At 70.9% G+C, this 12,292-nt stretch carries 11 protein-coding genes; 5 read left to right on the top strand and 6 right to left on the bottom strand.

Annotated elements, in window-relative coordinates; translation table 11 throughout:
• Positions 1–25 precede the first annotated feature (25 nt).
• Positions 26–703: an ArsR/SmtB family transcription factor gene (locus tag ACFVTH_RS18775; RefSeq protein ID WP_387094337.1), complete on the top strand. Its 678-nt coding sequence runs from the start codon at positions 26–28 to the stop codon at positions 701–703.
• Complete coding sequence (locus ACFVTH_RS18770) at positions 700–921, top strand: hypothetical protein (RefSeq protein ID WP_387094335.1); 222 nt, start codon at positions 700–702, stop codon at positions 919–921. The genes ACFVTH_RS18775 and ACFVTH_RS18770 overlap by 4 nt, the downstream gene beginning before the upstream one ends.
• A 153-nt stretch (positions 922–1,074) precedes the next feature.
• Here ACFVTH_RS18770 and ACFVTH_RS18765 read toward each other — a convergent pair whose 3' ends face one another.
• Positions 1,075–3,357, bottom strand: coding sequence for a polyribonucleotide nucleotidyltransferase (locus tag ACFVTH_RS18765; protein WP_387094332.1), 2,283 nt, complete (start codon positions 3,355–3,357; stop codon positions 1,075–1,077).
• A 313-nt stretch (positions 3,358–3,670) separates the two neighbouring features.
• Between ACFVTH_RS18765 and ACFVTH_RS18760 the strand changes: the two genes are divergently transcribed.
• A complete protein-coding gene (locus tag ACFVTH_RS18760) occupies positions 3,671–3,862 on the top strand; it encodes a DUF5302 domain-containing protein (RefSeq protein WP_386942072.1) in 192 nt (63 codons plus the stop codon).
• Positions 3,863–3,864: 2 nt separating this feature from the next.
• On the opposite strand, the gene ACFVTH_RS18755 is transcribed toward ACFVTH_RS18760, so the two are convergent.
• Positions 3,865–5,901: a GDSL-type esterase/lipase family protein gene (locus tag ACFVTH_RS18755; protein WP_387094329.1), complete on the bottom strand. Its 2,037-nt coding sequence runs from the start codon at positions 5,899–5,901 to the stop codon at positions 3,865–3,867.
• A 178-nt stretch (positions 5,902–6,079) separates the two neighbouring features.
• Here ACFVTH_RS18755 and ACFVTH_RS18750 point away from each other — a divergent pair, with 178 nt between their 5' ends.
• Positions 6,080–6,286 carry a dodecin family protein gene (locus ACFVTH_RS18750; protein ID WP_387094327.1) on the top strand — a complete coding sequence of 69 codons (207 nt, stop codon included), beginning with the start codon at positions 6,080–6,082 and terminating at the stop codon, positions 6,284–6,286.
• A gap of 102 nt (positions 6,287–6,388) precedes the next feature.
• Here ACFVTH_RS18750 and ACFVTH_RS18745 read toward each other — a convergent pair whose 3' ends face one another.
• Positions 6,389–6,877, bottom strand: coding sequence for a hypothetical protein (locus ACFVTH_RS18745; protein WP_387094324.1), 489 nt, complete (start codon positions 6,875–6,877; stop codon positions 6,389–6,391).
• Positions 6,878–7,223: 346 nt separating this feature from the next.
• On the opposite strand from ACFVTH_RS18745, the gene ACFVTH_RS18740 reads away from it, so the two are divergent.
• Positions 7,224–8,450, top strand: a complete 1,227-nt coding sequence (locus ACFVTH_RS18740) for an oxygenase MpaB family protein (protein WP_387094321.1) — start codon at positions 7,224–7,226, stop codon at positions 8,448–8,450.
• A 99-nt stretch (positions 8,451–8,549) separates the two neighbouring features.
• Here the strand turns inward: ACFVTH_RS18740 and ACFVTH_RS18735 are convergent, their stop codons facing one another.
• The 3 genes from ACFVTH_RS18735 to ACFVTH_RS18725 form a co-directional block, all read right to left on the bottom strand.
• Positions 8,550–9,182 carry an FMN reductase gene (locus tag ACFVTH_RS18735; protein ID WP_387094318.1) on the bottom strand — a complete coding sequence of 211 codons (633 nt, stop codon included), beginning with the start codon at positions 9,180–9,182 and terminating at the stop codon, positions 8,550–8,552.
• Positions 9,179–10,408, bottom strand: a complete 1,230-nt coding sequence (locus ACFVTH_RS18730) for an LLM class flavin-dependent oxidoreductase (RefSeq protein WP_387094315.1) — start codon at positions 10,406–10,408, stop codon at positions 9,179–9,181. The genes ACFVTH_RS18735 and ACFVTH_RS18730 overlap by 4 nt, the downstream gene beginning before the upstream one ends.
• A 182-nt stretch (positions 10,409–10,590) precedes the next feature.
• Positions 10,591–12,141 (bottom strand): M28 family peptidase, encoded by a 1,551-nt coding sequence (locus ACFVTH_RS18725; RefSeq protein WP_387094312.1) that lies wholly within the window; start codon positions 12,139–12,141, stop codon positions 10,591–10,593.
• Between the last annotated feature and the right edge of the window lie 151 nt (positions 12,142–12,292).

The raw sequence follows: 12,292 nt of genomic DNA, 5'->3' as shown, positions 1-12,292 counted from the left end.
CTCTTTGCAACGCTATCTTTGCAACATGACCGAGACGCCAGAGAACCTCGCCGACCAGCCGAGCAGCACCCGCCACCCCGGCATCGACCACGTGCTCTCGACGAGCGCGCTGAAGTCGCTCGCCCACCCGCTGCGGGTGCGCATCTACGACGAGCTGTCGGCCTACGGCCCGCTCACCGCGAGCGGGCTCGGCGAGCGGCTCGGCGAGTCGAGCGGCTCGATGAGCTATCACCTGCGGCAGCTCGAGCGCTCCGGCCTCATTCGCGAGAACGCCGAACGCGGCACCGGGCGAGAGCGCTGGTGGGAGCGGGTGCCCGGCTCGGTCGCCGTTCCCGATGCGCGCTCATTGCCCGCCGGCAGCGCCGAGCGCCTCGCGGCGAAGCTCGTGGAGGACGAGTGGTTCCGGGCACGCGAGCAGAACGCCCGCGACTTCCTGCGGGAGGGCGACCAGGTGTTCGGGCCTGAGTGGCTCGACGTCGCGACGAGCGACACCATCAACCTCCGGCTCACGCCCGAGCAGCTCGCCGCGCTCGTCGCCGAGATCGACGTCGTCTTCCTGAAGTACGGCGAGCTCTACAAGCACACCCCGACGCCGGGATCGCGCCCGGTCCAGATCCATCTCAACGCCTTCCCGCTCGTGCGCGGGCAGGTCACCGACGACAACGACACGACGAACGACACTCCCCGAAAGGAGCGATCATGACCAACGCGACGCTCACACCGCTCTCCCCCGGCGCCGGCCCCCTCGCCGCCCTCGCCGTGCGCGGCGGGCTCGGCCTCGCCGCCTGGGGCCTGCGCCTCGCCGGCCGACGCAACGACCGCGAGCGCCAGCTCAGCCGGCTCGAGGCGCGCGCCGCGGCGCGGCAGGCCCTCGCCGAGCGCGACGCGCTGCTCGGCCGCGCGAACACCCGCCTGCTCTGACCCGCTGCTTCTGCAGGAGATCGGGCCTCATCCCCTCCCCTGAGCCGGTCTCAGTGCAATTCTCCTGCAGCAGCAGCACGGGCCGCGAACGACGGATGCCCCGCCCGAGCGTGACTCGGGCGGGGCATCCGTCTGCTGCAGCGAGGCCGACGACTAGTCGTCGGCGCCTTCGGCGGGAGCCTCGGCGTGCTCGCCGGTCGCACCGCGACCCTCGGAGTCCGCGTCCTCCTGCAGGACCGGGGCGAGCGAGAGCTTGCCGCGGTCGTCGATCTTGGTGATCTCGACGAGGATCTTCTGACCGACGCCGAGCACGTCTTCGACGTTCTCGACGCGCTTGCCGCCGGCGAGCTTGCGCACCTCCGAGATGTGGAGGAGGCCGTCCTTGCCGGGCAGCAGCGAGATGAACGCGCCGAAGGCGGCGATCTTCACGACGGTGCCGAGGAACTGCTCGCCGACCTCGGGGTTCGTCGGGTTGGCGATCGCGTTGACCTGGGCGCGGGCGGCCTCGGCCGACGGGCCGTCGGTCGCGCCGATGTAGACGGTGCCGTCCTCCTCGATGGAGATGTCGGCGCCGGTCTCGTCCTGGATGGCGTTGATCGTCTTGCCCTTGGGGCCGATCAGCTCGCCGATCTTGTCGACGGGGATCTGCACGCTGATGACGCGAGGCGCGGTCGGCGCCATCTCGTCGGGCGCGTCGATCGCGGCGTTCAGCACGGCGAGGATCGTCGTGCGGGCGTCCTTCGCCTGCGTCAGCGCGCCGGCCAGCACCGAGGCGGGGATGCCGTCGAGCTTCGTGTCGAGCTGGATCGCGGTGACGAACTCGCTGGTGCCGGCGACCTTGAAGTCCATGTCGCCGAGCGCGTCCTCGGCACCGAGGATGTCGGTGAGGGCCGCGTAGCGGGTCTCGCCGTCGACGGTGTCGGAGATGAGGCCCATGGCGATGCCCGCGACGGGCGCGCGGAGCGGCACACCGGCGTTCAGCAGCGACAGGGTCGAGGCGCAGACCGAGCCCATCGAGGTCGAGCCGTTCGAGCCGAGCGCCTCGGAGACCTGGCGGATGGCGTAGGGGAACTCCTCGCGCGTGGGCAGCACCGGCACGAGCGCACGCTCGGCGAGCGCGCCGTGGCCGATCTCGCGGCGCTTGGGCGAACCGACACGACCCGTCTCACCCGTCGAGTAGGGCGGGAAGTTGTAGTTGTGCATGTAGCGCTTCTTGGTGACCGGGCTCAGCGAGTCGATCTGCTGCTCGAGCTTCAGCATGTTCAGCGTGGTGACGCCCAGGATCTGGGTCTCGCCGCGCTGGAAGATCGCCGAACCGTGCACGCGGGGCACGACCTGGACCTCGGCGTCGAGCGGACGGATGTCGGCGAGGCCGCGGCCGTCGATACGGACGCCCTCCTCGAGGACGCGCGTGCGCATGACCTTCTTGGTGACCGACTTGTAGGCGGCCGACACCTCGGCGTTCGCCGACTCGGGCAGCTCGCCCGCCTCGACCTTCGCCGCGATGTGCTCCTTCGTGCGCGCCTTGAGCGCGTCGTCGGCGTCCTGGCGCTCGACCTTGCCGGCGATCTGGTAGACGTCCTTGAGCTCGGCGGCGGCGAAGGCCGCGACGGCCTCCTTGACCTCGGCCTGGTACGGCGGGAACGTCGGGTAGTCGGCGACGGGCTTCGCCGCCGTCTTCGCGACCTGGAGCTGCGCCTCGACGAGCTGCTTGATGAAGGGCTTCGACGACTCGATGCCCTGCGCGATGACCTCTTCGTTCGGCTTGACGGCGCCGCCCTGGATGAGGTTCCACGCGTTGTCGGTCGCCTCGGCCTCGATCATCATGATCGCGACGTCCTGCGAGCCGTCGGCCTCGGTCACCACGCGACCGGCGACGACCATGCTGAACACCGCGTCCTCGAGCTGCGAGTGCTTGGGGAACGCGACCCACTGGCCGTCGATGAGCGCGACGCGGACACCGGCGACGGGGCCGGAGAACGGCAGGCCCGACAGCTGGGTGGAGAGCGACGCGGCGTTGATGGCGAGCACGTCGTAGAGCTCGTCGGGCTCGATGGCGAGCACCGTGACGACGACCTGGACCTCGTTGCGGAGGCCCTCGACGAACGAGGGGCGCAGGGGGCGGTCGATCAGACGGCAGGTGAGGATCGCCTCGGTCGAGGGGCGGCCCTCGCGGCGGAAGAACGAGCCGGGGATGCGACCCGCGGCGTACATGCGCTCCTCGACGTCGATCGTCAGCGGGAAGAAGTCGAAGTGCTCCTTCGGCTGCTTCGAGACGGAGGTCGCCGAGAGCAGCATGGTCTCTTCGTCGATGTAGGCGACCGCCGAGCCCTGCGCCTGCTGCGCGAGGCGGCCGGTCTCGAAGCGGATGGTACGCGTGCCGAACTTGCCGTTGTCGATGACGGTCTCGGCGAACGTGATTTCAGGACCTTCCAAGAGGCCTCTCCTTTGTTTACCGTCGCACCCCGTGTGGGCACGACTCGTACGAAGGAGCAGGAACAGGCATTACGAATCGCAAGAGCTTGCGTTCACGCTGGCCACCAGTAGAAGTCCACCAAGACGAGTTGGTGATCCACCACAGGGGACCAGCTTCCTGCCGGCCTGCTCCAGTGATCGCCCGGGCGAATGCACGGGCAACCGCTCCCAATGCTAGCAGAGGGGCCCTTTTCGGGCCGTGAACTGCGGATGTCCCGCGCGTGACGCGTCGGCGCGGCGCGCGTGCCGGGGCATCCGTGCCAGACTCGAAGACATGACTTCCGACGAGCAGACGACACCCAGCGCCTCCGAGGAGACCAAGCGCAAGTTCCGCGAGGCGCTCGAGCGCAAGAACAACGCGTCGAAGCGACGCGAGGGCGAAGCCCACCTCGACGGCTCCGGTGCCGCGAGCCACACGCACGGCCCCGCCGACCACAAGCGCGAGTTCCGCCGCAAGAGCGGCTGAGCTCAGCCGGCGCTCCGGGCGACCGGCAGGGTGCGCGGCCGCCCGGCGGCGGGCGCGGACGGCAGTGCGACCGGCTCGAGCGCGTCCCGCTTCGCGTCGATCCCCTCACCGGCCGTGCGACCGCGCAGGCGCCTGAGCGCCCAGGGCACGACGTGGCGGCGCAGCCAGGCGAGGTCGCCGAGCTCCCCCGGGTCCGCCGCGTCGTCGTGCAGGGCGAGTTCGAGCGCGCCGAGTTCGCCTGCGTCGGGGATGCCGAGCGCGAGCGCCGCGGCATAGGCGAGTCCGCGGTGACCGGCCGAGTTGAGGTGCACGCGATCCTCCGCCCAGCGATCCCGTCCGGTGAGCGCCGGCTCGGCGGCGACGTCGACGAGCCGGGCGCCGTGCTCCTCCGCGACCCCGGCGAGCACGGCGTTGAAGCGGGCGAACCGCGCGACCAGCGGCCTCGCCTCGGGGCGCCCGGGCAGGAAGGGCGTGACGACCAGCACCTCGCACCCGGTCGCACGCGCGCGAGCGACGGCGTCGCCCAAGCGGTGCGCGAGCGCCTCGGGATCGACCCGGCGTCCGACGAGGTCGTTGCCGCCGATGAGCACCGAGACGAGATCGGCGCCGAGCTCGAGCGCGCGCGGCAGCTGCTCCTCGACGACGTCGTGCACCTTCCGGCTGCGCACCGCGAGATTGGCGTACGCGACCGGCGCGCCCTGAGGGGCGGCCAGCGCGAGCAGCATCGCGAGCCGGTCGGCCCAGCCGCGATACGAGCCGTCGGCGGTGCGCGAGGTGTCGCAGAGCCCCTCGGTCAGCGAGTCGCCGACGGCGACGTAGCGACGCGGCCGGGGCGCGACGGGCGGTACGGCCGGCGACGGCGCGGCGGGCCGGGTGGCGACGGGCGCCGGTGCCGCCGGTCGCGCCGGACGACGCCCGGGAGAGCCGGGGCGGAGGCCCGCGGCATCCTCGTAGTGCCCGATGAGCTCGTCGCCGAGCCGGTCCCACCCGCGGCCGAGCACCGATTCGCGGGCGCGCTCCGCGAACGCGCGGCGCTTCGCGGCGTCGCCGACGAGATCCTGCACTCTCGACCGCATCTCGCGGAGGTCCCCCGGCCGGTAGAGCCAGCCGTTGCGGCTCTGCTCGACGAGGTCGAGCGGGCCGCCGCGCCCCGTCGCGACCACCGGCACCCCGCTCGCGAGCGCCTCCTGGACGGTCTGGCAGAAGGTCTCGTGCTCCCCCGGGTGCACGAACACGTCGAGGCCGGCCATCGCCGTCGCCAGTTCGTCCCCGCCGAGGAACCCGGTGAACAGCGCACCGGGCAGTCGGCGCTCCAGCGTGCCCCGCGAGGGCCCGTCGCCGACCACCACGAGCCGGATGCCCGGCATCCCGGCGAGGGCGGCGAGGTCGTCGACCTGCTTCTCGGCCGCGAGCCGGCCGACGTAGCCGACGATCGTCTCGCCGCGCGGCGCGACGCCGCGCCGCCACGACTCGTCGCGCCGCGAGGGTGCGAAGCGCTCGGTGTCGATGCCGCGGCGCCAGGTGCGGAGCCGTTCGACGCCGAGCGACTCGAGGCGTTCGCGCGCCGAGCTGGAAGGGGCGAGGGTGAGCGTCGCCCGGCGGTGGAGCTTCGCGAGGTGGCGGGTCAGCGCGGGCTCGGCGGCCGGCACCCCGTAGCGAGCGGCATAGGCGGGCACGTCGGTCTGATAGACGGCGACCGACGGGACGCCCGCCGCCTCCGCCGCGAGCACGCCGCGCCAGCCCAGCACGAACGGCGAGGCGAGGTGCACGACGTCGGCCCCGTGCGTCCGCAGGATCCCGGCGATGCGCCCGGCACCCGCGAGCGTCACGCGCACCTCGGGGTAGCTCGGCAACGGCACCGACGGCAGGAGGATCGTGCGCGCACCGCCGGCGAGCGTGCGGTCGACGGGGCCCGAGCGGGGGGCGACGACGAGGGTCTCGTGGCCCCGTCGTTCGAGATGGCGCAGCACCTGCAGCAGCGAGTGCGTCACGCCGTTCATGTGCGGGAGGAACGATTCTGCGAGGAGGGCGACCTTCACGCCACCAGCGTGCGACGCGATGCACCTCCCGGCACACCGAAACCCCTCTTCGCGCGAAGGATTCACCCACCGGTCGACGCATGTTCCCCGTCGTCGACCCTGCGGTCAACCACTCGCGCTCCCGAAGGGGCAGGCGGATGATGGAGGGAAGGCACCATCGGATTCGAGGAGGAACACCATGGCTTCCGTCGCACGTGTCACCACCATCACCGTCCGTTCGGAGACGAGCTTCGACGACGCCGTCGCCGCCGGCGTCGCCCGCGCGTCGGAGACGCTGCGCAATGTGAGCGGCGCGTGGGTGAAGGAGCAGAAGGTCGAAGCGGCCGACGGACGGATCACCGCCTGGTCGGTGACGCTCGAGGTGACCTTCGTGCTCGACGACTGACGTCCTGCGCAGCGGTGGTGGGAAGGTCCGTCCGGACCTCCCCACCATCGTCGCGCCTGAGCGGGTTCGCGCTGCCGCGCGGCCCCGATCGCGCCGGGCGCGTCAGGGACCGGTGAAGGTGCCCTTGATCGCGAGGAACGCGCCGCTCGTGTGATCCTCGACGGTCACGTTCGTCCAGACCACGGAGACGAGCGTCGAGGTCTGGCCGCCGGGGCAGTCGAGCACGTCGTCCGCGGCGGGCGCCGACAGGGTCAGGTCGCCGACGAGGTTGCCGTTCTTGCCCGCGGTGAACTCCCCGCTGGCCGAGACGCTCTCGTCGAAGACGGTCTTCTTCGGGTCGCTCGGCACGTTGCCGCCGCCGTTGACGCACTGGTAGAGCGCCTCGAGATCGGCCGTCGCCTCCACGGTCTCGACCGAGCCCGACGAGAGGCCGGCCTCCTTGAAGTGCACGACGAGCGAGACGCCGTCGGCCGACGCGGTCGTGGCGCTCTTGATGAAGTGCGGGCTTCCGCCCGCGATCGCCGGGCCGGCCCCCGCGAGGACGAGCCCCGCTGCGGCGACGAGCGCGACGAGCGTTCGACGAATTGCCATGATGCTTCCTTCCGATCGGAATTCGGACACGGGCGACACGACGACCCCCGGACCTGCATGGCCTGGAATCCCGCCCCGATCGGAATGTGCGCGCCATCGCGCGGTGTCGGCGGCTCACGCCGCGTCCCCGTCACCGAGGTTACGCCGATTCGCCCCCAGCGGAACAGCTTTCTTGATTTTTCCTCAGTTTTATCCGGGAACGGGGGCTTGTGCGCGAACGACACGCCTCAATATGTTAATGGCGAATCACATGTGCAGGATGGCTTGCAGATGCTGGACCTGGCCCCGACGACGAGGCCGCGGCGCAGCCATCCCCTTCGAGGAAGCAGGTGGACACATGCCCGAGATGAACAGAAGATCCGTGCTCACCCTCGGGGCGGCCCTCGGCCTCTCCGGGGTCGTCGCCGCGCCGGGCGCGGCGTGGTCGTGGTCGAGGTCCGACTCCGTCGCGGGCTCGCTCGCGGGCGCCCTCGGCGGCGGCTCGAGCATCGACCCGCAGTGGGTCTGGGACGACGAGATCGACCGGATCATCGCCTCGGTCATCCAGAACGGACAGGTCCCCGCCGTCAACCAGGCGATGGCGTCCTGGGTCAACAACTGGCAGCCCGTGCCGAGCGGCCTCCCGCCGGAGCTCGCGACCTGGCTGCAGGGGGCCGTCGCCCTGCCCGCGTGGGCCGACCGCACGAAGCTGCGTCGCGCGGCCGACTTCAACCGCCGCAAGGACACCTACCTCTTCGTGATCTACGGCATCGGCGGCGGCATCATGTCGACCGTCATCCCGCGCGAGGCCCGCTCGGTGTACTGGTCGAAGGGCGGTGCCGACATGCAGGATCGCGCCGCGAAGACGTTCTCGTTCGGGTACGACCTGAGCGATCTCAACGCGTTCGAGAACACGGGCGAGTTCCTCGTCACGTCCAACAAGACCCGCATGGTGCACGCGGCCGTGCGCCATCTGCTGCCGCAGTCGCCGCACTGGCAGGCGAGCGGTCACGACGAGCAGATCCCCATCTCCAACCACGACATCCTCGTCACCTTCCACAGCACGGGCACCTTCGCGCACAAGAAGCTCAAGGAGTGGGGCGTGCCGATGTCGACTGCCGACCAGGACGCCTTCCTGCACTCGTGGCAGGTCGCCCTGCACATGCTCGGCGTCCGCGACGAGTACATCCCCGCGTCGTGGGCCGCGGCGCACGCCCAGGCCGACCAGATCCTCACCCCGAAGCTGCACTGGACGCCCGAGGGCCAGGAGCTCGCCGGGGTGCTCCTCGGGCTCACCGCCCAGGTCGACCTCGGCGTCACCCGGGGCTTCCTCAACGAGTTCGTGCGCTACCAGCTCGGCAACGAGATCGGCGACTGGCTGGGGCTCAAGCGCGACTACGTCTCAGCGGCGACGATCCGCGTCGGATGGCCCTCCTACATCCTGTTCCGCGAAGGGCTCATCCCCATCGCGCCGGTGAACTTCTACCTGTTCGACCAGTTCCTCCGCGCCCTCGCGATGGCCTTCCTCAACCGCGGCGCCTCGGGCACGACGACGCCGATCACGATCCCCGACGTGAACCGCCCGACGAGCTGAGGGCGCACCGCGGAGGGCGGGCCGGGCGTCGGCCCGACCCGCCCTCCGGCGCATCGATCTCGGCGTGATGTGAACAGCGGTTCACTCCAGCAGCGCCGACTACTCCCCCGCGAGCCCGCCGATGAGGTGACCCATCGGCCGGTCGAGCTGGAACGGGTCGTTCACGAGCTGCGAGCGGTCGGTGCGCTCGACGAGCTCGGCGAACTCCTTCGCGCCCCGGTAGATGCGGTCGGGCAGCGAGCGCACGCCGTCGCCCTCGGCGCCGCCCCAGTCGCCCGTGGCGGCGAACACGCCGGTCGTGACCGGCACCGCGTGCAGGTAGGTGAACAGCGGCCGCATCGCGTAGTCGATCGCGAGCGAGTGGCGGGGGGTGCCGCCCGTCGCCCCGAGCAGCACCGGCAGGTCGGTGAGCGCCTGCGGGTCGATCACGTCGACGAACGACTTGAACAGCCCGGCGTAGCTCGTGGTGAAGATCGGCGTGACGGCGATGAGCCCGTCGGCCGACGCGACCGCCTCGAGCGCCGCCTCGAGCTTCGGCGGAGCGAAGCCGAGCAGCAGGTGGTTCGTGATGTCGTGCGCGAGCTCGCGCAGCTCGAACGTCTGCACCTCGGCGGCGACCCCGCGGTCGGCGAGCACCGACACCGCGTCGGACGCGAGCCGGTCGGCGAGCTGCCGCGTCGAGCTCGGCGTCGAGAGGCCGGCCGAGACGACGACGATCTGCTTCGCGGTCATCGGGTCGCCCCCTGACGGGTCGCAGCGGGGCCGAACGCCGAGCCGCCGGCCGCCGGAGCCGGCGCAGCCGCGGTCGCCGTGTCCTGGTAGGGCGAGCCGACGGTCAGGTTGTCGCCGCGGTTCGCGTTCGGCGTGGCCTGGCGGGGGGCCTCGTCGCCGTACTTCGCGGCGACGAGCGAGGCGTGCGTCGGGGCATCCGGCACCTCGGCAGGACGGTTCTTCGCGAACTCCTCGCGCAGCACCGCGACGACCTCGCCGAGCAGGTCGAGCTGCTCGAGCACGGTCTGCAGCGGCAGGCCCGCGTGGTCGAGGAGGAAGAGCTGACGCTGGTAGTCGCCGACGTAGTCGCGGAAGCCCAGGGTCTTGTCGATGACCTCCTGCGGGCTGCCGACGGTCAGCGGCGTCTGCTGGGTGAACTCCTCGAGGCTCGGACCGTGGCCGTAGACCGGGGCGTTGTCGAAGTACGGACGGAAGTCGCGCACCGCGTCCTGCGAGTTGCGGCGCATGAACACCTGGCCGCCGAGGCCGACGATCGCCTGCGCGGCGGTGCCGTGGCCGTGGTGCTCGAAGCGCTGGCGGTAGAGCGCGATCATGCGCTGGGTGTGCGAGGCGGGCCAGAAGATGTGGTTGGCGAAGAAGCCGTCGCCGTAGAACGCCGCCTGCTCGGCCACCTCGGGCGTGCGGATCGAGCCGTGCCACACGAACGGCGGCACGCCGTCGAGCGGGCGCGGGGTCGAGGTGAAGCCCTGCAGCGGGGTGCGGAACTTGCCCGACCAGTCGACGACGTCCTCGCGCCACAGCCGGTGCAGCAGCTCGTAGTTCTCGACGGCGAGCGGCAGGCCCTGGCGGATGTCCTTGCCGAACCACGGGTAGACGGGGCCGGTGTTGCCGCGGCCGAGCATGAGGTCGGCGCGCCCGTCGGACACGTGCTGCAGCATCGCGTAGTCCTCGGCGATCTTCACCGGGTCGTTCGTGGTGATGAGCGTGGTCGCGGTCGACAGCTGCAGGGTCGAGGTCTGCCCCGCGATGTACGCGAGGGTCGTGGTGGGCGACGACGACCAGAACGGAGGGTTGTGGTGCTCGCCGAGCGCGAAGACGTCGAGGCCGACCTCCTCGGCGTGCTTGGCGATGGTCACGGTGGCCTTGATGCGCTCGGCCTCGGTCGGCGTGCGCCCCGTGGTCGGGTCGGCGGTGATGTCGCTGACGGTGAAGATTCCGAATTGCATTGCAGCTGCTCCTGAGCTCGTGTTCACGGCGATGCCTTCAATATATGCGTTTGCATACAGTTCGTGCAACGGATGCCCCTGCCACCGTATTCCCGTCCGCCGACGCCGCGGCGCACGACGCTGAAACACGCGAAAGGCGGGGGCGCCCGAAGACGCCCCCGCCGTGGTCGAGCCGGATGAGATCAGCCGATCTCGCCGTGCTCGTGCCCGCCGCCGCTACCGACCGTGCCCTCGGGGCCCGCCGGCTCGGGGAGGACGAGCCCGCCCGGAACCTTCTTGCCGGCCACGCCGTTCACCGACTCCGTCGAGTAGGAGTACGCGAGCACCGCGAGGGCGATCGCGTCCATGTTCACGTCGAGCGCGTACTCGTCGATGTTGTCGATGTCGTCGCAGGCCTGGTGGTAGCACTGGTCGAGCATCTCGCCGGCCACGCCGCCCCAGATCGCCTCCTGCTCCTCGGTCTTGATCGCGTCGGCACCCGTGAACAGGCCGCCTGCGGCGATGCCGTTCAGGATGAACGCCTCGTAGTCGCTGCGACCGCTGAACTCCGCGTCGTCGTAGGGCACGCCCACGCTCGTGAAGTAGCTCTCGAACAGCTTCTCGATCTCGACCGAGCCGTCGGGCACCGTCACCGGCGCCGGGAAGCCCGACTCGTCACCGTCGTAGGTCATGAACATGTAGTTCGGCGACGCGACCATGTCGAAGTTGAGATACAGCGCGATCTCGTCCTTCTCGGCCTGCGAGAGCGCGGCCACGTAGGCGGCCGAGCCGAGCAGCCCGTCCTCCTCGGCACCCCACCAGGCGAGGCGCACGGTGTTCTGCGGCTTCACCTTCGACATCTGCTCGGCGATCTCGAGGAGCGCGGCCGAACCGCTGCCGTTGTCGTTGATGCCCGGCCCCTCGCGCACGGAGTCGAGGTGCGCGCCGGCCATGACGACGTTCGCGTCGTTCCTGCCCGGGAGCTCGGCGATCACGTTCTTTTGGGGACGGGGGTCGGGCTCGGGCACGAAGACCCGCGCCGTCGAGTTCGGCTGCGAGAGCGCGACGCCCTGGTCGAAGCTCGCCCCGACGACGGGGATGCCGTGGGTGACCGGCGTGCCGTCGGTGCGCGACGACGCGTCGGCGACGACGAGTCCCTCGCGGTCGGGCGTGTTGCCCTGGTTGAAGATGATGACACCGACGGCGCCCGCTTGCTCGGCGAAGTAGGCCTTGTCGCCGAAGTTGCACGTGCCGCGTTGCACGAGCGCGATCGACCCGGCGGGGAACCCGGCGAAGTCGGACTCCTCGCAGCCGCTCGTCGAGGCGCGCGGCGGGACGAGGTTGATGTCGACGGCCACGACGGGGGCGGTGACGTCGCCGGCACCGCTGCCGCTGAACGCGCCGGTCGGGTACTCGGCCTGCACCGGGGTCAGCTGCTCGAGCTCCGCGTCGCCGATGAAGTCGTAGTCGAACTCCTCGATCGACACGTTCCATCCGGCCGCCTCGAGCGTGTCGACGACGTAGTCGACACTGGCCTCGTAGCCCGGGAGCCCTGCGGCCCGGTTGCCGCCGTTCTCGTCGGCGATCGTCTGCAGCGCCTCGAGATGCTCCATCGCGCCGTCGCCACTCACGCATTCGAGCAGCTTCGAGACGGTGTTGTTGTTGCGGTTGTCGCACGTCGCGGCCGGCGCGGCGGTGGCCGCTCCTGCCGGGAACAGTGCGACGGCGAACGCCGCGACAGTCGCGATCGCCAATCCGCGGGACGGTGTTACAGGTGACTTCATCGTCTTCCTCCAACCGGCGGCCCGATCTGGGCGCCTGGCAAGGGAGCATAGGCGGCCTGGGCCGCCCCCGAGAAGGGGGTTGAGGAAAACTCGGACGAACGTCTCGTCCTGCTTGCGCCCG

The sequence above is a fragment of the Agromyces sp. NPDC058104 genome, from assembly GCF_042884835.1.
GTDB lineage: Bacteria > Actinomycetota > Actinomycetes > Actinomycetales > Microbacteriaceae > Agromyces.
This window is presented reverse-complemented; position numbering and strand designations above follow the sequence as displayed.